This window comes from Nocardioides sp. Leaf307 (assembly GCF_001423135.1).
In the GTDB taxonomy this organism is placed as follows: domain Bacteria; phylum Actinomycetota; class Actinomycetes; order Propionibacteriales; family Nocardioidaceae; genus Nocardioides; species Nocardioides kribbensis.
Genome location: NZ_LMNY01000002.1, coordinates 161,151 through 183,115, shown reverse-complemented (window position 1 = coordinate 183,115; position 21,965 = coordinate 161,151). Strand labels below are relative to the sequence as shown.

General features: G+C 74.0%; 14 protein-coding genes and 1 pseudogene. 12 read left to right on the top strand and 3 right to left on the bottom strand.

The genetic code is table 11. The annotated features are described in order from the left end of the window. Nucleotides 1-142 precede the first annotated feature (142 nt). Entirely contained in the window at nucleotides 143-2,893 is a 2,751-nt protein-coding gene (locus ASF50_RS10155; protein ID WP_082503095.1) for an FtsK/SpoIIIE family DNA translocase, read from the top strand. Then, nucleotides 2,890-4,941, top strand: a complete 2,052-nt coding sequence (locus ASF50_RS10150; RefSeq protein ID WP_056904410.1) for a helix-turn-helix domain-containing protein — start codon at nucleotides 2,890-2,892, stop codon at nucleotides 4,939-4,941. The genes ASF50_RS10155 and ASF50_RS10150 overlap by 4 nt, the downstream gene beginning before the upstream one ends. Nucleotides 4,942-5,449: 508 nt before the next feature. Here the strand turns inward: ASF50_RS10150 and ASF50_RS10145 are convergent. Together ASF50_RS10145 and ASF50_RS10140 are read right to left on the bottom strand one after the other, a co-directional pair. After that, a complete protein-coding gene (locus ASF50_RS10145) occupies nucleotides 5,450-6,127 on the bottom strand; it encodes a response regulator (protein ID WP_228942034.1) in 678 nt (225 codons plus the stop codon). Nucleotides 6,128-6,137: 10 nt separating this feature from the next. Then, nucleotides 6,138-7,877 (bottom strand): ATP-binding protein, encoded by a 1,740-nt coding sequence (locus tag ASF50_RS10140; protein WP_200920111.1) that lies wholly within the window; start codon nucleotides 7,875-7,877, stop codon nucleotides 6,138-6,140. A gap of 181 nt (nucleotides 7,878-8,058) precedes the next feature. On the opposite strand from ASF50_RS10140, the gene ASF50_RS10135 reads away from it, so the two are divergent. From ASF50_RS10135 to ASF50_RS10100, 8 genes are all read left to right on the top strand, one after another. After that, on the top strand, nucleotides 8,059-9,024 hold the full coding sequence (locus tag ASF50_RS10135) for a Bug family tripartite tricarboxylate transporter substrate binding protein (RefSeq protein ID WP_056862704.1): 966 nt from the start codon (nucleotides 8,059-8,061) through the stop codon (nucleotides 9,022-9,024). After that, the gene (locus ASF50_RS10130) at nucleotides 9,021-9,581 is read left to right on the top strand and encodes a tripartite tricarboxylate transporter TctB family protein (protein ID WP_082499968.1); all 561 of its coding nucleotides are present in this window, start codon (nucleotides 9,021-9,023) and stop codon (nucleotides 9,579-9,581) included. Before ASF50_RS10135 ends, ASF50_RS10130 begins: the two co-directional genes overlap by 4 nt. Then, nucleotides 9,581-11,143, top strand: a complete 1,563-nt coding sequence (locus ASF50_RS10125) for a tripartite tricarboxylate transporter permease (protein WP_056862705.1) — start codon at nucleotides 9,581-9,583, stop codon at nucleotides 11,141-11,143. The genes ASF50_RS10130 and ASF50_RS10125 overlap by 1 nt, the downstream gene beginning before the upstream one ends. Further along, the gene (locus ASF50_RS10120; protein WP_082503092.1) at nucleotides 11,140-11,616 is read left to right on the top strand and encodes a universal stress protein; all 477 of its coding nucleotides are present in this window, start codon (nucleotides 11,140-11,142) and stop codon (nucleotides 11,614-11,616) included. Before ASF50_RS10125 ends, ASF50_RS10120 begins: the two co-directional genes overlap by 4 nt. Nucleotides 11,617-11,746: 130 nt before the next feature. Next, nucleotides 11,747-13,306 carry a 30S ribosomal protein S12 methylthiotransferase RimO gene (gene rimO, locus ASF50_RS10115; protein WP_082503091.1) on the top strand — a complete coding sequence of 520 codons (1,560 nt, stop codon included), beginning with the start codon at nucleotides 11,747-11,749 and terminating at the stop codon, nucleotides 13,304-13,306. Then, nucleotides 13,303-13,938 (top strand): CDP-diacylglycerol--glycerol-3-phosphate 3-phosphatidyltransferase, encoded by a 636-nt coding sequence (gene pgsA, locus ASF50_RS10110; protein ID WP_056904409.1) that lies wholly within the window; start codon nucleotides 13,303-13,305, stop codon nucleotides 13,936-13,938. The genes rimO and pgsA overlap by 4 nt, the downstream gene beginning before the upstream one ends. 93 nt (nucleotides 13,939-14,031) lie before the next feature. Beyond that, nucleotides 14,032-16,068 (top strand): bifunctional metallophosphatase/5'-nucleotidase, encoded by a 2,037-nt coding sequence (locus ASF50_RS10105; protein WP_056904408.1) that lies wholly within the window; start codon nucleotides 14,032-14,034, stop codon nucleotides 16,066-16,068. 164 nt (nucleotides 16,069-16,232) lie between these two features. Further along, nucleotides 16,233-19,055, top strand: a complete 2,823-nt coding sequence (locus ASF50_RS10100; RefSeq protein WP_056904407.1) for an ExeM/NucH family extracellular endonuclease — start codon at nucleotides 16,233-16,235, stop codon at nucleotides 19,053-19,055. A 97-nt stretch (nucleotides 19,056-19,152) separates the two neighbouring features. Here the strand turns inward: ASF50_RS10100 and ASF50_RS10095 are convergent, their stop codons facing one another. Next, nucleotides 19,153-20,931, bottom strand: a complete 1,779-nt coding sequence (locus ASF50_RS10095) for a glycoside hydrolase family 15 protein (protein WP_056904406.1) — start codon at nucleotides 20,929-20,931, stop codon at nucleotides 19,153-19,155. A gap of 82 nt (nucleotides 20,932-21,013) precedes the next feature. Here ASF50_RS10095 and ASF50_RS10090 point away from each other — a divergent pair, with 82 nt between their 5' ends. Together ASF50_RS10090 and ASF50_RS10085 are read left to right on the top strand one after the other, a co-directional pair. Continuing rightward, nucleotides 21,014-21,586, top strand: coding sequence for a CinA family protein (locus ASF50_RS10090; RefSeq protein WP_082503088.1), 573 nt, complete (start codon nucleotides 21,014-21,016; stop codon nucleotides 21,584-21,586). A gap of 55 nt (nucleotides 21,587-21,641) precedes the next feature. Continuing rightward, nucleotides 21,642-21,941 (top strand): annotated as a pseudogene (locus ASF50_RS10085) (helix-turn-helix domain-containing protein); the annotation flags it as partial. Between the last annotated feature and the right edge of the window lie 24 nt (nucleotides 21,942-21,965).

Sequence of the window (21,965 nt, the reverse complement as noted above, 5' to 3'; positions counted from 1 at the left end):
GCCCGCCGTGCCACCACCGCCGTGCCACCACCGCCGGTCCACCGGGGTCCGCCCACCCCGGTGGGGGAGTGGTGACGGCTGGGGCGCGACACGCTTCCTGTGGTCCCTGTGACTGGAGTGGCGTTCCTCTAGGTTAACCAGCATGGCGACCCGTACGTCTTCCCCGCCGGGGTCGCGGAGCACGAGCACGTCCACGTCGACGTCCCCCACGACGTCCCGCAACGGCTCGAGCGCCCGACCACGGAGTACCCCGACCACCTCGACCGCGCGCAGCAAGGCCACCGGCAAGCGGCCTGCGCCCAAGAAGAAGACCGCAGCCCGTCCGGCGAGCCGGACGGGTGGTCGCTCGACGACCAAGCGGCCCGCGACCAAGCGCCCCGCCGCGCGTCCGGCGCCGCGCGCCGTGCGCACCGGTCGCGGCCCGGTCGCGCGCCTGTTCGACGCGGTCCTGCGCGGCGTGGTCGCCACCTGGCTCGCCGTGGCCCACGGCGTGGGCGCCCTGGCCCGCGGCATCGGGCACGGCGCCCGCGAGCTCGACCCCGAGCACCGTCGCGACGGTGCGGGCCTCTTCGTCCTCGCCCTCGCGGTCGTCGCCGCCGCCGCCGTGTGGTTCCAGCTCGGTGGCAGCGCCATGGAGATCACCCGCACCGCGGTCACCGGCTCCGTCGGCAAGGTCGGCTGGCTGGTGCCGCTGGCCCTGGTGGTCGTCGGCTGGCGCACCATGCGCGACCCGGTCGGCAACGGCCCGGCCGGTCGTCAGGTCATCGGCTGGAGCTCGCTGGCCCTCGGTGTGCTCGGCATCGTGCACATCGCCGGTGGCAGCCCGCAGCCCGTGCGCGGCGACGCCGGCCCGCTGCAGGAGGGCGGCGGCGCGATCGGCTACGTCGTCTCCTCGCTGCTGCTCGACCTGCTCCGCGAGGAGTACGTCGTCGTGCCGCTGCTCGTGCTGCTCGCCGTCTTCGGCCTGCTGGTCGTCACCGCCACCCCGCTCTACCAGGTGCCGGTCAAGCTCGCCGACCTGCGCGACCGCGCCCTGGGCCGCGACCTCTACGAGGACGACGACACCCGGGCCACCCGCTCGCGCCGCGGGCGCCACGACGCCGAGGACGAGATCGACCCCGAGATGGGCGACCCGGCCTACGACAGCCCGGTGCTCAGCGACCGCGAGCTGAAGAAGCGGCGCCGCAAGGACCCCATCGAGGTCGCCATGGAGCAGGAGGTCGCCACGGACGCCGGTGTCGACCTCTTCGCCCCCGAGCCGCGTACCCCGGCGGCGAAGCCGTCGGCGCGGCGCCCGGTCGCCCCCGACCTCCCCGACCTCTCCGACCTCGGTGAGGACGACGAGCCGGAGGCCAAGGAGGAGCTGGTCCCGCCGCCGCACACGCCGCTGCCGGCTCGCGTGGAGCAGCTCGCGCTCTCCGGCGACGTCACCTACCACCTGCCCGCCGGCGAGGTGCTCAAGCCCGGCTCGGTGCACAAGGCCCGCTCCAAGGCCAGCGACGCGGTCGTCGACCGCCTCATGCAGGTCATGGACGAGTTCAACATCGACGCCCAGGTCACCGGCTACACCCGCGGCCCGACCGTCACCCGCTACGAGGTCGAGCTCGGCCCCGCGGTGAAGGTGGAGAAGGTCACCGCGCTGAGCAAGAACATCGCCTACGCCGTCGCCTCGGCCGACGTGCGGATCCTCAGCCCGATCCCCGGCAAGTCGGCGATCGGCATCGAGATCCCCAACGTCGACAAGGAGATCGTCTCCCTCGGCGACGTGCTGCGCTCCACGACGGCGCGCTCCGACCACCACCCGATGATCGCCGGGCTCGGCAAGGACGTGGAGGGCGGCTTCGTGGTCGCCAACCTCGCCAAGATGCCGCACCTGCTCGTCGCGGGCGCCACCGGCTCGGGCAAGTCGTCGTTCATCAACTCGATGATCACCTCGATCCTCATGCGCTCCACGCCCGACGAGGTGCGGATGATCATGGTCGACCCCAAGCGGGTCGAGCTCAACGCCTACGAGGGCGTGCCGCACCTGATCACCCCGATCATCACCAACCCCAAGAAGGCCGCCGAGGCGCTGGCCTGGGTCGTGCGCGAGATGGACATGCGCTACGACGACCTGGCCAACTTCGGCTTCCGCCACATCGACGACTTCAACAAGGCCGTCAGGGCGGGCAAGGTCGAGGTGCCGCTCGGGTCCGAGCGCCAGCTCTCGCCCTACCCCTACCTGCTGGTCATCGTCGACGAGCTGGCCGACCTGATGATGGTCGCCCCGCGCGACGTCGAGGACGCGGTCGTGCGCATCACCCAGCTGGCCCGCGCGGCCGGCATCCACCTGGTGCTCGCGACGCAGCGGCCCTCGGTCGACGTGGTCACCGGCCTGATCAAGGCCAACGTGCCCTCGCGCCTGGCCTTCGCCACCTCCTCGCTCGCCGACAGCCGGGTCATCCTCGACCAGCCGGGCGCCGAGAAGCTGGTCGGCCAGGGCGACGGCCTCTTCCTGCCCATGGGCTCCTCGAAGGCCGTGCGCGTGCAGGGGTCGTGGGTCACCGAGGCCGAGATCGCCCAGGTGGTCAAGCACTGCAAGGAGCAGCTCGAGCCGACCTACCGCGAGGACGTCACCGCCCCCGCGGCCAGCAAGCGCGAGCTCGACGACGACATCGGCGACGACATGGACCTGGTCATCCAGGCCATCGAGCTCGTCGTGTCCACGCAGTTCGGGTCGACCTCGATGCTGCAACGCAAGCTGCGTGTCGGCTTCGCCAAGGCGGGCCGCTTGATGGACATCATGGAGAGCCGTGGCGTCGTCGGACCCAGCGAGGGCTCCAAGGCCCGCGACGTGCTGGTCAAGCCCGACGAGATCGACGGCGTCATCGCGACCCTGCAGGGGGAGATGTGAACGACATCCGCACCGACCTGACCGAGCCCGCCGAGGGCGCCACCGAGAGCCTGGCCGCCGACGGGCACGGCGCCGCGCCGCGCACGGTGGAGGTACGCCGCAACGGCGTGCTGGCCGGCGCCATCGGGGGCGTCGCCGCCCTCGTGGCCGCGGCCTACCTCGCCCGCGCCACCGCGACGGGCGCGGCGCTCGACTGGGTGCTCTGCGTCGTGATGGCCCTCGTGGCCGTCGGCCACGCCCTGGTCCTGCGCGACGCCCGCACCCCGCTCTTCGTCGCCGACGACCTCGGGGTGCGCCTGCGCACCGGCCGCACCTGGCGCGGCCTGCCCTGGACCCAGATCGAGGCCGTCGAGGTGCTCCCGCGCCGCCGCGTCGTGCGCGACGGGGCCATCGACGTCCTGGCCGGTGACGACGACCCGATCTCGGTGCCGCTGTCGGTCTCGACCCGCGTGGTCGGCGTCGAGCCCGGCGCCACCGTCGTCGACGCCCTCGACGCCCTCGCGGGCGGTGCCGTCGAGGTGGTCGAGATCGAGGGCTACGAGTACCTCGACGACGAGGCCTGGGCCGCCGTCCACGACGGCGACCCGGCGACCGGGCCCACCGGTTACGCCGACGCCGCCGAGGCCGCCGAGGCCGCCGCGGGCACCGCAGCACCCGCCGAGGCCGACGCCGACGCCGAGCGTGCGGTGGCCCAGCGGGTCACCACCGAGCAGCCTCCGGCGGCCGGGACCGACGAGGTCCCCGCAGCCACCGCGCCGCCCGCCGGAGCCGACGACACGGCCGTGCGCCCCGCGGTGGGTGCGAGCGCTGCGGCGTACGCCCCCAGTGACGGTGACCGTCTCGCCCACGAGGGGACCGAGGAGGACGCGGGTCGCTCCCACGACCCCCGTCCCGCGCTCGCCCAGGCCATCGGCGACCTGGCCTCGCGGCTGCCCTGGCGCCGTGAGCGGGCCACCGACGGCGGACCCGCCGACGGCGACTCCTCCCACGACGCCCCCGCCGGGACCGGCGCCGTGCGCGGGCCGGGCTCGCCCGTGGGCGCGCCCGTCATGGGGCGCCCCGAGGTCACCCCGAGCGCGACGCCGAGCCCGCTGCGCGAGCCCGTCGTGGCGGTGCGCAGCGAGATCCGCACCGACCTGGTGCACGGCGCCAACGCCCTCGACCTCGCCGACGACGAGTCCGACGACCACACCCGCCGCGGCCTCCCCGAGGCGCGCGAGCTGCGCCGCAGCGGCAGCGTGAGCCTGGTCGAGGACACCGTGGTGTGGGGCGACCGGGTCAGCCCGATCGCCACCGCCGGCGACGCCGTGGCCCCGATCGTCATCGACGACCTCGGCGCCGAGCCGGCCGAGGACCCCGTGATCGGCCCCGAGCTGGCCGCGGCCCGGACCCGCCTGGGCCTCAGCGTCGACCAGCTGGCCGAGCGCACCCGCATCCGCCCGCACGTCATCGAGTCCATCGAGGTCGACGACTTCGCCCCCTGCGGCGGCGACTTCTACGCCCGCGGCCACCTGCGCACCCTCGCCCGCGTGCTCGGCGTCGACGTGGCGCCGCTGCTCGCCGACTACGACGCGAGGTACGCCGACGCGCCGATCAACCCGCGCCGCGTCTTCGAGGCCGAGCTCGGGGCGGGCGGGGCGATCCGCGGCACCCGCGGCGGCCCCAACTGGTCGATCATGATCGCCGCGGTCATGGCGCTCGTGCTCTGCTGGTCGGTCGCGCGGCTGGTCATGGACCAGCCGGTCGACCTGCGCGACCCGGCCCCGAACCTGCCGGCCGCCGTGCAGTCCTCGGCCGGCGCCCGCGTGCCGGTCACCCTCACCGCCGCCGGCGGCGGCGCCACGGTGTGGGTGCGCGACGGCGACAACGAGCTGGTCTTCAAGGGCACGCTGACCTTCGGCCAGGTCAAGGTCATCGACAAGGTCTCCCAGCCGGTGCGCGTGCAGTCCTCCGACGGCTCCGTCGAGGTCGCCGTCGACGGCCAGGACCGCGGCGCCCTCGGCGCCACGGGCAAGACCGCCCAGGACACCTTCACCGTCGAGGACTGACCACACGGGCGCGACCCGCACACCGCCACCCGGCCCCGAGGAGCATCTGCTCCTCGGGGCCGCGGTGCGTCCGCGGCCGGGTCGGGCCGCGGCGGGAGCGGGACGTGTGGCGGCGTGGCGGCGGGAGCGGCGTGGCGGCGTGGGACGTCATGCGGGGGGTGGATGCGCATCCACGGTGCGTATGACGTCTGGTGCGGTGGCGTCGCTCGGGTGGCGGCGGGTGCGGGACGTCATGCGGGGGGTGGATGCGCATCCACGGTGCGTATGACGTCTGGTGCGGGGGCGTCGCTCGGGTGGCGGCGGGTGCGGGACGTCATGCGGGGGGTGGATGCGCATCCACGGTGCGTATGACGTCCCGTGCGGGCGCTCAGAAGGGGTGTGGCGGCTGTCGTGGTGCGTCCGAGGTCGGGTCGGGTGGCGGCCGGGTGCGGGACGTCATACGAGAGGTGGATGCGCATCCACGGTGCGCATGACGTCCGCGGCGGGCGCGTCGTCGGACCCCGCCGCGTCAGGCGCGGCGGTAGCGGCGCTCGGGGCGCCCGGAGCCGCCGTACTGCAGCCGCACGGCGAGGCGTCCCTGGGCGACGAAGTGCTCGAGGTAGCGCCGGGCGCTGACGCGGGAGATGCCGACCGCCTCCGCGCACTCCGCGGCCGAGCGCTCCACACCGTCGTCGAGGGCGGCGAGCACGGTGTCGGCGGTCTCGCGGCTCAGGCCCTTGGGCAGCACCTCGCGGCCGCGGTTGAGGGGGGCGAAGGCGGCGTCGATGTCGTCCTGGCCCGGCGTGGCCGAGCCGGCGAGGGCGGCGCGGGAGGCGCGGAAGGCCTCGAGGCGCCAGTGCAGGTCGTCGGCCTCGAAGGGCTTGACCAGGTAGTGCGCCGCGCCGCCGGCGACCGCCGCGCGCACGGTGTCGGCCTCGCGGGCCGCGGTGACCATGACGACGCCGACGTCGTTGCCGGCACCCCGCAGCCGGCGCAGCACCTCGATGCCGCTGAGGTCGGGCAGGTGCACGTCGAGCAGCACCAGGTCGGGGGAGAGTCGCTCGATCTCGGCCAGCGCGGTCTCGCCGGTCGCGGCGACGCCCACGACCCGGAAGCCCTCGGCGCGCTCGACGAAGCGGGTGTGGATCGAGGCGACCATGAAGTCGTCGTCGACGACCAGCACGGTCAGGTCGGTCGGCTCGGTCACGGCGCTGGGGTCACGGTCCTGGGGTCGGTGGGATCGGCTCGGTGGGGGCGGGCAGGCGCGCGGTGAAGACGGCGCCCTCGGCATTGTGCACCGAGACCGACCCGCCGCGCCGCTCGCACACCACCTGCACCAGCGCCAGACCCACCCCGCGCCCGCTCGCGTCACCGGGCTTGGTGGTCACCCCGCGGCGGAAGACGGCCTCGCGCCGGTCCTCGGGCACCCCGGGTCCGGTGTCGGCGACCTGCACCACCACGGTGCCGTCGTCCTCGCGCACCAGGCGCACGTCGACCCGGCCCGCGCCGCCCGCGCCGCCGCCCGCGCCCCCGGCCACGACCGCGTCGACGGCGTTGTCGACCAGGTTGCCCAGCACGGTGCCGACGTCGGCCGACAGCTCGGGGTCGAGCCGGGGGAGCGAGGTGTCGTCGCGCAGCAGCAGCTCGACGCGCCGCTCCGCGGCCAGGGTGGTCTTGGCGATGAGCAGTGCGGAGACCGCCGGGTCGTCCACGCGGGCCAGCACGTGGTCGGTGATCTCGGCGCGACGCCGGTTGAGGGTGCCGAGGAAGCCCTGGAGCTCGTCGTACTCCTCGAGCTGGAGCAGCCCGGAGATGGTGTGCAGCTGGTTGCTGAACTCGTGGGTCTGCGCGCGCAGGGTCTCGGTGACGCTCTCGCGGGCGGTGAGCTCGCTCTGCATCGCGAGCAGCTCGGTGCGGTCGCGCAGGGTGGTGATGGTGCCGATGCGGCGCCCGCCGGCGGTGACCTGGTTGCGGTTGGTCACCAGCACCCGGCCCGCGACGACGAGCACGCCGTCGCGCAGGTCGTCGGGGGCCAGCAGCAGGTCGCGCACGGCGTCGCTGACCGGCAGGTCGGCCAGGGCGCGGCCCTGCGTGCCGGGCGGCAGGCCGAGCAGCTCGCGCGCGCTGTCGCTGACCACCGTGACGACGCCGTCGCCGTTGACCGCCACGACCCCCTCGCGGATCGAGGTCAGCAGCGCCTCGCGCTGGTCGGCGAGCGCGGAGATCTCCGCCGGCTCCAGGCCCCGCGTACGCCGCTTGATCAGGCGCGCCAGCAGCCAGGAGCCGGCCAGGCCGAGGGCCAGCCCGCTCAGCAGCACCACCAGCAGGTCGGCCGTGGTCTGGCGCAGCCGCTCGGTGATGGGCGGGTAGTCCTCGGTGACGACCACCAGCCCCACCACGCGCGGGGGCCGGCCCGCCCGGCCCGGCGTCGCGGCGCGGGCGCCGGCGTAGACCGGCACCTGCGCGGCGATGACCCGGTTGCCCCGGTCGACGATGTCGCCGGTCCAGGTGCGTCCCTGCGCGGCGTCGGGGCCCAGCTGCACCTGCTCGCCCTCGCGGGTCGGGTCGGTGGCGACGAAGGCCGTGCCGTCGGGGGAGGTCAGGTAGACGGTGCTGGCGCCCACGTCGTTCTGCCGCTGCTGGGTGTAGAAGGCCAGGGAGCGCGCGTCGTCCTTGCGGAGCAGGCCCAGCTGCACCGCCGGGGTGTTGGCCAGGCTGTCGGCGGCGGCGCGCAGCCGGGCGCCCCGGGTGTCGCGGAAGTCGGCGTCGCTCTGGCGCACCGACACCACGCTGGTCACCAGCACGACGAGCAGCAGCACCACCAGCTGGAGGATCAGGAACTGCCCGGCCAGGCTGAGGTGGCGGCGCGACGAGGGCTCGCGCTCGGTCGCCGCCCCGGGCGACGGCGGCGTCGAGCCGGCCCCGGCCCGGGCGCGCTCACCGCGACGTGACCACAAGTTCCACAACCTCCTTTGGTTGCCTAATCGTGACGGCCGACACAGCCTGCGTGACGATCGACACGTCCCACCCCGTCGACTCCCCAGGAGAGACATGTTCCCCGCAGCACCCCGGGCCCCGCGAGGGGGCCCACGCCGTGACCGCCGGCCCGGTCGGCCCGGTCCGCGACGCGCCCGCGTCGTGGCGGCCGCGCTCGCGACCGCCCTGGCCCTCACCGCCTCCTCCTGCGGCGTGACCCGCGGCGACGACAGCGCCGACCTCGACATGTGGATCCCCAACAGCCCCGGCGGCGGCTACGACCAGACCGGCCGCGCGGCGGTGGGGGTCATGGAGCAGGACGACATCACCGGCGGCAGCTTCCAGGTCACCAACATCCTCGGCGCGGGTGGCGCGGCCGCGATGAGCCAGCTGATGGGCCAGGAGGGCAACGAGCACCTGCTGATGACCATCGGGCTGGGGGTCGTGGGCTCGACGTACTCCTTCGCCTCCGACGCCCGGCCGCAGGACGCGACCCCGATCGCACAGCTGATCGAGGAGCAGGAGGGCGTGCTCGTGCCGGCGGAGTCTCCGTTCGAGACCATCGACGACCTGGTGGAGGCCTGGAAGGCCGACCCCGGCTCGATCGTCGTCGGCGGCGGCTCCTCGCCCGGCGGCCCCGACCACCTCTTCCCGATGCAGCTGGCCGAGACCGTGGGCATCGACCCGCAGGAGGTCCGCTACGTCACCTACGACGGCGGCGGCCCGCTGACCAGCGCCCTGCTGGGCAACAAGATCCAGGTCGGCTTCTCCGGCCTCAGCGAGTTCGAGGGCCAGATCGCCGCCGGCGACCTGCGCGTGCTCGCGGTCTCCGGCGAGGAGCGCCTGACCGGCGAGGCCGTCAAGGACGCCCCGACCCTGACCGAGTCGGGCATCGACCTGGTCTTCATCAACTGGCGCGGCGTCCTGGCCCCGCCCGGCATCTCCGAGGAGCGTCAGGACGAGCTGATCGCCTACCTCTCCGAGATGCACGACTCCCCGCAGTGGCAGCAGACGCTCGAGAAGAACGGCTGGATCGACGCCTTCCGCACCGGGGACGACTTCGAAGCCTTCCTGCTGGAGCAGGACGACCGCGTCTCGTCGACGCTCGAGGAGCTGGACCTGCTGTGAGCACTCCCACCACGACCTCGCCCGGCGCCCCGGGCACCCCCGGCGGGCACGCCCCGGCCGGTGACCACCGGCCCGAGGGCGGCGTCGACAAGGCGCAGTACCCGCTGGCCGCCCTGCTCGTCGTCGTCGGCGCCTACACCTTCTACGACGCCTCCACCCTCAGCGTCGGCTTCGGCGACCCGGTCGGCCCGCGGGTCTTCCCCTACGTCATCGGCGCCGTGCTGGTGCTGCTCGGCGTGCTCCTCGCCATCGCCACGGCCCGCGGCTCGAAGGCCGAGCCCGAGGGCGGCGAGGACGTCGACCTCGCCCAGCGCGCCGACTGGGCCACCGTGGCCAAGCTCGTGGGCGTCCTGGCCTTCACGATCGCCACGGTCGACCTGCTCGGCTGGGCCGTCACCGGTGCCGTCCTCTTCGCCGGCGCCGCCTGGGCGCTCGGCTCCCGCACGCTGATCCGCGACGTGATCGCCGGCCTCGTGCTGGCGATCGGCAGCTGGTACGCGTTCTACGTCGGCCTGGGCATCCCCCTGGCCCCCGGCATCCTCGATGGGATCTTGTGATGGGTGACTTCGACCTCCTCTGGGGCGGCCTGCAACAGGCCGCGACCCCCGAGAACCTGCTCTTCGCCGCCGTCGGCGTGCTGCTCGGCACCTTCGTCGGCGTGCTGCCCGGCATCGGCCCGGCCATGGCCGTGGCGCTGCTGCTGCCGGTGACCTTCGGCCTCGAGCCGACCCAGGCCTTCATCATGTTCGCCGGCATCTACTACGGCGGCATGTACGGCGGCTCCACCACCTCCATCCTGCTCAACACCCCCGGTGAGTCGGCGTCGGTGATGACCGCGCTGGAGGGCAACAAGATGGCCAAGCGCGGCCGGGCCGCCCAGGCGCTGGCCACCGCCGCGGTCGGCTCGTTCGTCGCCGGGACCATCGGCACGCTGCTGGTGGCCTTCTTCGCCCCGCCGCTGGCCGACGTCGCGGTGCAGATCGGCGCTCCGTCGTACTTCGCGATCATGCTGCTGGCGCTGGTGATGACCACCGCCGTGCTGGGCTCCTCGGCGCTGCGCGGCTTCATCGCGCTCTTCCTCGGCCTCACCATCGGCCTGGTCGGCCTCGACCCCAACACCGCCCAGGCCCGCCTCGACCTCGGCCTGCCGCAGCTGATCGACCCCCTCGACATCGTCGTCGTCGCGGTCGGCATCTTCGCCCTCGGCGAGGCGCTGTGGGTCGCGGCCCACCTGCGCCGCAGCCCGCTGCAGATCATCCCCGTCGGTCAGCCCTTCATGGGCAAGGACGACTGGAAGCGCTCGTGGAAGCCGTGGCTGCGCGGCACGGCGCTGGGCTTCCCCTTCGGCGCCATCCCCGCCGGCGGCGCGGAGATCCCGACGTTCCTGTCCTACGTCTCGGAGCGCAAGCTGGCCAAGAACGACGAGTTCGGCAAGGGCGCCATCGAGGGCGTCGCCGGGCCCGAGGCCGCCAACAACGCCTCGGCGGCCGGCATGTTCGTGCCGATGCTGGCCCTGGGCCTGCCGGTCACCGCGACCGCCTCGGTCATGCTCGCCGCGCTCCAGGGCTACGGCATCCAGCCCGGCCCGCAGCTGATGACCGACCAGGCCGACCTGGTCTGGACCCTGCTGGCCAGCCTGCTGATCGGCAACCTGCTGCTGCTGGTGCTCAACCTGCCGCTGGCCCCGCTGTGGGCCAAGCTGCTGCGCATCCCGCGGCCCCAGCTCTACGCCGGCATCCTGTTCTTCGCCTGCCTGGGGGCCTACGCCACCAACCTCGACCCCTTCGACGTGGGCCTGCTGCTCGTCTTCGGCCTGCTCGGGCTGATGATGCGCCGCTTCGGCCTCCCGGTGCTGCCGCTGATCCTCGGCGTCATCCTCGGCCCCCTCATGGAGGGCAAGCTGCGCGAGGCGCTGAGCATCTCCGGCGGCGACTTCTCCGGCCTGGTGAGCGAGCCGCTGGCGGTCGTGGTCTACGCGATCATCGCCCTCGCCGTGCTGGCGCCGGTCGTGGTGAGCCGGGTCCGTGGACCCCAGGCACCGGCCGCCCCGGGCGGTGCCACCGACGAGGCGGTCGCCGACGCGGCCCCCGCGAGCGACGATGAGAAGGTGGGTCGATGAGCGACCAGACGCACGACCGCACGCAGGACCAGGCCGGCGCCCCGGCGTCGCACGACGCGAGCAGCGCGAAGGGCTGGGTCGTGGTGGCCTGGGCCCCCGACGAGTTCGGCGCCGTCGCCCTGGCCCACGGCGTCTTCGAGGCCCGCGACCGCGGCCGCGGCGTGCTGGTGGTCAACGCCACCAAGGGCGACGCGCTCGTCGACGACCGCTACGCCGGACCCGAGGCCCTGCAGCAGGTCGAGCGCGAGCTCGCGGCGGCCGGCGTGCCCTTCGAGGTGCGCCAGTCGGTCGGTGGCGACGTCGCCGACCAGGTGCTGCAGGTGACCAGCGACGTCGACGCCCGCCTCGTGGTCATCGGGCTGCGCCGGCGCACCCCGGTCGGCAAGCTGCTGATGGGCAGCGTGGCCCAGCGGATCCTGCTGGCCGCCACCTGCCCGGTGCTGGCGGTCAAGCCCGGCGAGCAGCCCGGCTGACCCGTCGACCGTCCGTCGACCCGTCCCTCGACGCGCCCCCGTCCCCGGTGCCCACGCCCCGGGAGCGGGGGCGCGCGCGTGTCGAGGGTTCGTGCCCGGCCCCGTGCGGGCGGCATACTCGGGGGCGATCATGACGACTGAATCCCTCCCCGCCTCCCTCCCCGCCCGCGACGACGCCGACGCCCCGGCCGACGGCGAGCTGCTCTCGGTCGCCATGGTGACCCTGGGCTGCGCCCGCAACGAGGTCGACTCCGAGGAGCTGGCCGGCCGGTTGGAGGCCGGCGGCTTCCGCCTCGTCGAGGACCCCGCCGCCGCCGACACGGTGGTCGTCAACACCTGCGGTTTCGTGGAGGCCGCGAAGAAGGACTCCGTCGACACCCTGCTCCAGGCCGCCGACCTCAAGGCGTCGGCCGGCACGGGCGGCCGGGCCCAGGCCGTCGTCGCCGTCGGCTGCCTGGCCGAGCGCTACGGCAAGGACCTGGCCGAGTCGCTGCCCGAGGCCGACGCGGTGCTGGGCTTCGACGACTACCCCGACATCGCCGCCCGGCTGCGCTCCATCGTCGCCGGCGAGGTGCACCACCCGCACACCCCCCAGGACCGGCGCCTGCTGCTGCCGATCTCGCCGGTCGACCGCGCCGCCTCCACCACCCCGGTGCCCGGCCACGGTGACCAGGTGCCGCCGGCGGCCCCCGTCGCGGGCTCGGCGGCCGACCCGGCCACGGTCGGTGCCGGCGGCCCGGCGACCGGTCCCCGCGCCGTACGCCGCCGCCTCGACTCGGGCCCGATGGCGGCGCTCAAGCTGGCCAGCGGCTGCGACCGGCGCTGCTCCTTCTGCGCGATCCCGGCCTTCCGCGGCTCGTTCGTGAGCCGCCGGCCCTCCGACGTGCTGGCCGAGGCCCGCTGGCTGGCCGAGCAGGGCGCGCGCGAGCTCTTCCTGGTGAGTGAGAACTCCACCTCCTACGGCAAGGACCTCGGCGACCTGCGCCTGCTCGAGACCCTGCTGCCCGAGCTGGCCGCGGTCGACGGCGTCGAGCGGGTCCGGGTGTCCTACCTCCAGCCGGCCGAGACCCGCCCGGGCCTGGTGCAGGCCATCGGCGACACCCCCGGCGTGGTGCCGTACTTCGACCTGTCCTTCCAGCACGCCAGCGCCACGGTGCTGCGCCGGATGCGCCGCTTCGGCGACCCCGAGTCGTTCCTCGGCCTGCTCGAGCAGGTGCGCGCCGCGGCCCCGCTGGCCGGGGTGCGCTCCAACGTGATCGTCGGCTTCCCCGGCGAGACCGAGGACGACCTGCAGACCCTGTGCGACTTCCTCGTCGCCGCCCGCATGGACGTCACGGGCGTGTTCGGCTACTCCGACGAGGACGGCACCGAGGCCGCCTCGTACGACGGCAAGCTCGACGACGACGAGGTCCGCGCCCGCGCCGAGCACGTCAGCGCCCTGGTCGAGGAGCTCAACGCCCAGCGGGCCGAGGAGCGCATCGGCGAGCACGTCGAGGTGCTCGTGGAGTCGCTCGGCGAGGACGGCACCGCCGAGGGCCGCGCCGCCCACCAGGGCCCCGAGGTCGACGGCACCACGACGCTCGAGGCCCCGCGCGAGGGCGCCCACGCCGTGGGCCGTCTGGTCGCGGCAACCGTCGTCGCGACCGATGGCGTCGACCTGCTCGCCGAGCCCACCGGAGGAGTCCGATGACCCAGCCCGAGGTCGAGCCCGTCTCGCCCAAGCCGAGCAACCTGAACCTGCCGAACGTGCTCACCACGCTGCGCATCGTGCTGGTGCCGTTCTTCGGCGCCGCGCTGCTCGTCGACGGCGGCGACTCCGGCACGTGGCGCACCGTGGCCTGGGTGATCTTCTTCGTGGCCATGGCCACCGACAAGATCGACGGCGACATCGCCCGCGCGCGCAACCTGGTCACCGACTTCGGCAAGATCGCCGACCCCATCGCCGACAAGGCGATCACCGGCATGGCCTTCATCGGGCTCTCGATCGTGGGGGAGGTGTGGTGGTGGGTCACGATCCTGGTGCTGCTGCGCGAGTGGAGCGTCACGCTGCTGCGCCTCTCGGTGCTCAAGCGCGTGGTGATCGCGGCCGCCGACCTCGGCAAGCTCAAGACGACCGTGCAGGGCCTGGCCCTCGGCCTGCTCGTGCTGCCCCTGCTCGACCCCGACCTGCCGTCCTGGCTCGAGACGCCCGGCGAGGTGCTGTTCTACCTCGCCCAGGTGCTGCTGGCCGTGGCCGTGGCCCTGACGCTGTGGTCGGGCGCCGAGTTCTACCGCGGCGTGTGGCGCCAGCGCCACGAGCTGCGCGGGAGCGGCAAGTCGTAACCCAGTTGTCACCTGAGGACCCGGTCGCCGAGCGTTGATCCGGGGTTAGGGTCCGGAGGTCAATCGCCCATTGGTGTGAAGGATCTCCCACTCGTGCTATCTCGCTCCTGGTCCGGACGGGCCACCCGTCCGCTCGCCGCGTCGCTGGGCCTCGGCCTCGCCGCCGCCGCCCTCTCGGTCACCACCTCCGCTCCCGCCCAGGCCGTTCCGTCGGCCCCGGCTCCGCGCGCGGACAAGGTCGTCGACCTCACCCTGCTCAACATCAACGACTTCCACGGTCGCATCGACGCCAACACCACGAAGTTCGCCACCACGATCGAGGGGCTCAAGGCCGCCAACGGTCCCAAGCGCACGCTCTTCCTCGGCGCCGGCGACAACATCGGTGCCTCGCTCTTCGCCTCCAGCCAGTTCAAGGACCGCCCGACGCTGAAGGTGCTCGACGCGCTGGGCCTCAAGACGTCGTCGGTGGGCAACCACGAGTTCGACCGCGGCTTCGACGACCTCGACGGCCGCGTGGACGACGTCGCCGACTTCTCCTACCTCGGGGCCAACGTCTACGCCGAGGGCACCCGCACGCCGGTCCTGCCGGCCTACGACACCTTCAGGCGCGCCGGGGTCACCGTCGGCGTCATCGGCGCCGTGACCGAGGAGACCGCGAGCCTGGTCAGCCCCGCCGGCATCGAGGGCATCGAGTTCGGCGACCCGGTCGTCGCGGTCAACCGCGTCGCGCGCCAGCTCTCCGACGGCAGGCCGGGCAACGGCGAGGCCGACGTGCTCGTGGCGGAGTTCCACGAGGGCGCCGGCGAGGGGGCCCCCGCGGGCGCCACGCTGGAGGAGGAGGTCGCCGCGGGCGGCGCCTTCGCCCGCATCGTCACGAGGACCACGCCGAAGGTCGACGCCATCTTCACCGGTCACACCCACAAGCAGTACGCCTGGGACGCCCCCGTGCCCGGCACCGAGCGCACCCGCCCGGTCCTGCAGACCGGGTCCTACGGCGAGAACATCGGCCGGATCACGCTGAGCGTCAACCAGCGCACCGGCCGGGTGAAGGCCTACACGCAGGAGAACGTCGCCCGCGTCGCCGAGGCCGACCTGTCCTACCCCGCGGTGGTCAAGGTGCAGCAGATCACCAACCGCGCGCTGCGGCTGGCCGCCGAGATCGGCAACCAGCCGGTCGCGGAGATCACCGACGACATCACCACCGCCTTCGCCGGCGGCAGCTACGGCCCCGACGGCTACACCGGCGGCACGCGTGACGCCCGTGCGGAGGAGTCGGCCCTGGGCGACCTCGTCGCCAACGCCCTGCGCGACGGTGTGCAGGACTTCGCCGAGCCCGACCTGGGGCTGACCAACCCCGGCGGCCTGCGCGCCGAGCTGCTCTTCGCCGGCGACACGACCAGCAACCCGGCCAACACCGACGGCGTGGTCACCTTCGCCGAGGCCAACGCCGTGCTGCCCTTCAACAACACCGTCGCGATCGTCAGGCTCGCCGGTGCCGACCTGAAGCAGGTGCTGGAGCAGCAGTACCAGACCAACGCCGACGGCTCCGTGCCCTCGCGCCCCTACCTGCAGCTCGGGATGTCCGACAACGTCCAGGTCACCACCGACCCGACGGCCCCCGCCGGCTCGCGCATCACCTCGGTGCTCATCGACGGCGAGCCGCTCGACCCGGCGCGCACCTACACGATCTCGACGCTGTCGTTCCTGGCCACGGGCGGCGACAACTTCCGCGCCTTCACCAACGGCACCTTCACCGACACCGGCCTGCTCGACGCCGAGCTCTGGCGCGACTACCTGGCCGGCAACGACCCGGTCTCGCCCGACTTCGCGCGCCAGCAGGTCACCGAGTCGGGCCTGCCCGACGCGCTCGTCGCCGGCGAGGAGGCGAGCTTCACCCTCTCGAAGCTCAACCTCACCTCGCTGGGCAGCCCGGCCAACACCGAGCTGACCGCGACCTACGTCGACGGCGCGACCACGAGCCCGCTCGGCACCTTCCCGATCACCACCGTCGACGGCGGCAGCGCCACCGTCACGCTCACCGTGCCCGCCGGGTCCTCCGGCGGCGTGGTCGAGCTGGTGGCCGCACCGAGCGGCACCACCGTCACGGTGCCGGTCTCGGGCACCCGCTGATCCCCAGCAGCACACCGTCCTGACCGGGGCCGCCGACGCACGTCGGCGGCCCCGCTCACGGGCGGCCCCCGGGTCGCCCGTCGGGCGCACCCACGAGCACGTCCCGCACGCACCCCTCCCTCGGAAGGTCCGTCATGCCCCTGTCCCCTCGAGCCACCCGCCGGGTGGCTCTGCCCGTCGCCGGCGCGTTCAGCCTCGCGGCGGTCGTCACCGGTCTCGCCGGCGCCCCCGCCCTGGCCGCGCCCGACGGCTCCGGTCTGGTCATCAGCGAGGTCTACGGCGGCGGTGGCAACACCGGCGCCGCCTTCACCCACGACTTCATCGAGCTCTACAACCCCACCGCGGGCGCCATCAGCGTCACCGGGATGTCGGTGCAGTACCGCAGCGCCACCGGCACCAGCGCCCAGGTCACGCCCCTCTCGGGCTCCGTGCCCGCGGGCGGGCACTACCTGGTGCAGCAGGCCGCCGGCACCACGCCGGCCGCCGCCCTGCCGACGCCCGACGCGACCGGCACCATCGCCATGTCCGGCAGCAACGGCGTCGTCCTGCTGGCCTCCTCCGAGACCCCCGTGAGCACCACCGGAGAGCTCGCCGGCGCGGCCGGTGTCCTCGACGCCGTCGGCTACGGCACGACGCCCACCTCCTTCGAGGAGCGCAACACCGGCGTCGCCCTGACCAACAGCACCTCGGCTGCGCGCACCGCCACGGGCACCGACTCCGACGACAACGCCGACGACTTCGTCGAGGGCACCCCGGTGCCGCAGAGCTCCGGCGGCGCCGGCGAGCCCGAGCCCGAGCCCGACCCGGTCGAGGCCACCATCCCCGAGATCCAGGGCTCCGGCACGGCCTCGCCGCTCGACGGCGACCCCGTGACCACCTCGGGTGTCGTGACGGCGGCCCCGCGCTTCCTCTACGGGTTCTACCTGCAGACCCCCGGCACGGGCGGGTCGGTCGACCCGACCACGCGCACGTCCTCCGACGGCGTCTTCGTCTACTACCCCAACGGTGCCGGCAGCGTGGGCGTGGAGCCCGGCGACCACGTCGAGGTCACCGGCGACGTCGACGAGTACGCCGGTCAGACCCAGGTCGTCTCCTCGGCGGCCGAGACCACGGTGCTCGACACCCCGGCCGCGCCCGTCACGGCGACCACCACCACGGCGTGGCCCGCCACGGCGGCGGAGAAGGAGGCGCTGGAGGGGATGCTCTACGACCCCACCGACGACTTCACCGTCACCAACACCTTCTCCACCCACCAGTTCGGCGAGGTCGGCCTGGCCCTGGGCGACAAGCCCCTCATCCAGCCCACCGAGGTCGCCGACGCCCAGGACACCGCGGCGATCCGCGCGGTCGAGGCCGACAACGCCGCTCGGGCCATCGTGCTCGACGACGCCTCCGGCACGACCTACGCCCCGGGCACCAACGGCAAGACGCTGACCCCGCCCTACCTCTCCAACACCGCCCCCGTGCGGGTCGGGGCGGCGGCGACGTTCACCGACGACGTCATCCTCACCCAGGGCGGCTCGCCGAGCGCCCCGACGTACCGCTTCCAGCCGCTGCAGACCGTCAGCGGCCCGGACTACACCGCGACGTCGCCGGCGACCTTCGAGAACACCCGGACCGACGCGCCCGACGAGGCACGCATCGAGGCCGACGGCGAGAGCGACCTCAAGGTCGCCTCCTTCAACGTCCTCAACTACTTCACCACCCTCGGCGACGCCGACGACGACAACGTCGGCGACGGCGGCTGCACGACGTTCCCCGACAAGGACGGCGACGGCAACTCCGTCGGCGGCGGCTGCGAGCAGCGCGGCGCCTGGGACCCCCAGGACCTCGCGCGTCAGCAGGCCAAGATCGTCTCGGCCATCAACGCCCTCGACGCCGACGTCGTGGGCCTCATGGAGATCGAGAACTCGCTGGTCGTCGACGGCGACGCCGACGAGGCCACCGAGACGCTGGTGGCGGCCCTCAACGCCGACGCCGGCGCCGGCACGTGGGCGGCCAACCCGTCGTCGACCGAGCTGCCCCCGGCGGCGGAGATGGACGTCATCAGCAACGCCATCATCTACAAGCCGGCCGCCGTCGAGCGCACCGGCGAGGCCCGTGCCCTCGGCGCGCTGAGCGGCTCGGGCGGGGCCTTCGACAACGCCCGCGAGCCCATCGCCCAGGCCTTCACGCCGAAGGGCGGCGACCAGCCGTTCCTCTTCGTGGTCAACCACTTCAAGTCCAAGGGCTCCGGCGCCGACGACGGCACCGGACAGGGCAACGCCAACCCCGACCGCGTGGCCCAGGCCACCGCGCTGCGCGACTGGGTGCCCGGTGTGCAGCAGGAGAGCGGCGCCGAGGGCGTCCTGCTCGTCGGCGACTTCAACTCCTACTCCCAGGAGGACCCGCTCCAGGTCCTCTACCAGGCCGGCTACACCAACATCGAGGACGGCGAGGGCGCCGACGCGGAGTACTCCTACTCCTTCAGCGGCCTCTCCGGCTCCCTCGACCACGTGCTCGCCAACGACGCCGCGCTCGAGGCGATGACCGGCCACGACATCTGGAACATCAACTCCGGTGAGTCGATCTACATGGAGTACAGCCGCTACAACTACAGCCCGACCGACTTCCACACCGACGGCCCGTTCCGCTCCTCCGACCACGACCCGGTGGTCATGGGTCTCGACCTGGTCGAGGACGTCGTGGAGCCCCCGGCCGCGGAGCTGGCGCTCACGGTCAGCAGCACCCCCAAGAAGGTCAAGGCCGACAAGACCAAGGTGACCCTGCGGGTGAAGGTCACCGCCGACGGCGATCCGGCCCGCGGCGGCACCGTCACCGTGCGGCTGCCCGGCGGCGAGACCCGCACCGCCACGACCAACCGCCAGGGCGTCGCGACGATCCGCCTGGCGCCCTTCGACCGGGTCGGCACCAAGACCCTCCAGGTCGAGTGGAGCAAGAACGGCACGACCGTCGGCGGGACCTCCACGATCAGGGTCGTGAAGTGACCGACTGACCCGCACGACCCGCACCACCCGCACCGACGGGGCCCTGCCGACCGGCAGGGCCCCGTCCTGCGTGGGACCTTCGCAGCGCGAGAGGCCGTCAGCGCCGCTCGGCCGCGGCGAGGTGGAACGCCGCCTGCACGAGGGCCAGGTGGCTGAAGGCCTGGGGGAAGTTGCCGACCATGCGCTCGGCCCCCGGGTCGTACTCCTCGGCGAGGAGGCCGACGTCGGTGGACAGCCCGACCAGCCGCCCGAGCAGGGCCCGCGCGTCGTCGAGGCGGCCGACCACGGCGTAGGCCGAGGCCAGCCAGAACGAGCACGCCAGGAAGGGGTGCTCGTCGCCGGAGAGCCCGTCGACCCCGCTGGCGGTGCGGTAGCGCAGCACGAGCCCGTCACGCAGCAGGTCCTCCTCGACGGCACGGATGGTGCCGGCCAGGCGCGGGTCGTCGCCGGGCAGCAGCCCGATCGTGGCCAGCACCAGCAGCGAGGCGTCGACCTCGCGGGTGCCGGGGTGCTGCACGAAGGTGCCCCGCTCGGGGTCCCACCCCTCACCGAGCACCAGGTCGCGGGCGGCGTCGCGCTCGTGGCGCCACCGGTCGACGTCGCCGGGCAGCCCCCGCTCCTCGACCGCCCGCACGGCGCGGTCGAAGGCGACCCAGACCATGGCCCGCGAGTGGGTGAAGTGGCGCGGCTCGCCTCGGATCTCCCAGATGCCGTGGTCGGGCTCGCGCCAGCGGGTGACCAGGTCGTCGACCAGGGCCCGCTGCAGCGCCCAGGCGTTGGGGTCGTCGTCGCCGAGGTGCTCGCGCACCAGCGCGAGGGCGTCCATCACCTCGCCCAGCACGTCGTGCTGGCGCTGCCCGACGGCGCCGTTGCCGATCCTCACGGGGCGGGAGCCGGCGTAGCCCGGCAGGTGGTCGAGCTCCGACTCGGGCAGCCGGCGGGAGCCGTCCACGGCGTACATCACCTGCAGGTCCTCGGGGTCGCCGGCCACCGCGCGCAGCAGCCAGTCGCGCCACGCCGCGGCCTCGTCGGTGTAGCCGGCCTGCAGCAGCGAGGCGAGCGTGAGCGCGGCGTCGCGCAGCCAGCAGAAGCGGTAGTCCCAGTTGCGCTCGCCGCCGAACTCCTCGGGCAGCGAGGTCGTGGGCGCCGCGACGATGCCCCCCGTCACCTCGTGGGTCATCAGCCGCAGCGTGAGCAGCGAGCGGCGCACGGCCTCGGGGTGGGGGAGGTCCTGGCGGCAGACCTGCGCCCACGCCTCGTCCTCGGCCACCGTCTCGGCCACCCGCGCGTCGAGGTCGCCCAGGTGACCGGGCTCGACGTGCGAGGGCAGCCACACCATCGCGAAGGACAGCTCCTCCCCGGCGGCGAGGCTGAACTCGTCGGCGTGGGTGTGGTCGATCGCCACCGGGAGCCGGGGCCCGCGCAGCACGAGCTTGTCGGGGCCGGCCACCGCGGTGATGACGTCCTCGCCGCCGAGGCACTCGCGACGCACCCACGGCCGGATCCGGCCGTAGTCGGGGCGCAGCCGCCACTCGTGGCGCATCGGCACCGTGCCACTCACGCAGGCCAGGCGGCGCACCAGGTCGGCCCGCTCGTCGCCGCGGGGCATCACGTCGGTCAGGGTCACCACGCCCGCGGCCGTGGTGAAGGTCGTCTCCAGCATCGCCGAGGAGCCGAGGTAGCGCCGCTCGGTGGCGTAGGGCACCGTCGGCACCAGCTGCCAGTGGCCGTGCTCCGGCGTGCCGAGCAGGGCGGCCAGGCAGGCGGGGGAGTCGAAGCGGGGCAGGCAGAGCCAGTCGACCGAGCCGTCGGTCCCGACCAGCGCCGCGGTGCGCCGGTCGCCGATCAGGGCGTAGTCCTCGATGGGCAGCGGCATGCCGGGGAGCCTACGGGCGGTGCCCTCGCCCGGCCCTCGCCCGACCGGCACGACGCCGCACCCGCTGTGGCAGGGTCGGGGCATGCTGCGACGCCCCGCCTCCGACGACCTCACCGCGGTCGCCACCCGTCTGGTCGACCGGCTGCGCGCCGAGGGAGCGACCGTCGCCACCGCCGAGTCGCTCACCGGCGGCCGGCTGGCGGCGGCGCTCACCGCCGTGCCGGGTGCGTCGGCGGTCTACCGCGGCGGGGTGGTCACCTACGCCACCGACCTCAAGGTCTCGCTGCTGGGCGTGCCCCAGGAGCTGGTCGACGAGCACGGCGTCGTCTCGGCCGACTGCGCCGCCGCGATGGCCGGGGGCGCCCGCCGGGTCGCAGGCGCGACGTACGCCCTGGCCACGACGGGGGTGGCGGGGCCCGACCCGCAGGAGGGGCGCCCGGTGGGCACGGTCTTCGTCGGCGTGGCCGGCCCCGAGGTCACCTCGGTGCTGTCGCTGGAGCTCGCGGGCACGCGCGCGCAGATCCAGGAGAGCACGTGTCGCGAGGCGCTGCTCGGCCTGCTGGTGCACCTCGACCAGGAGGCCGGCGGCCCCGGGGAGCCCCACGACGACACCGACCCCGGGGACCTCCGGGTGGAACAGAACCCTCTCCGGTAGCGTTGGCATCCTTGATCGACCCGGAGATCGACCCGGACAACCCACGGAGGCTCGCATGGTGCTCTTCCGCCGCCTGCTCGGCGACGTGCTCCGCGCGCAGCGGATGCAACGGGGCATGACCCTGCGCGAGGTCTCCGAGCAGGCCAGGGTCAGCCTGGGCTACATCTCCGAGATCGAGCGCGGCCAGAAGGAAGCCTCCTCCGAGCTGCTGTTCTCGCTGTGCCAGGCCCTCGACGTGCCGCTCTCGCTGGTGCTCCGCTCGGTCTCCGACGCCGTCGCCCTGGAGGAGGCCGCCACCGCGGCCACACCGCTCCCGGTGCCGCGCGCCGCCGGCCCCGTCGTCGCCTCCGCCGCCTGACCCGACGCGGCCTCGTAGCGC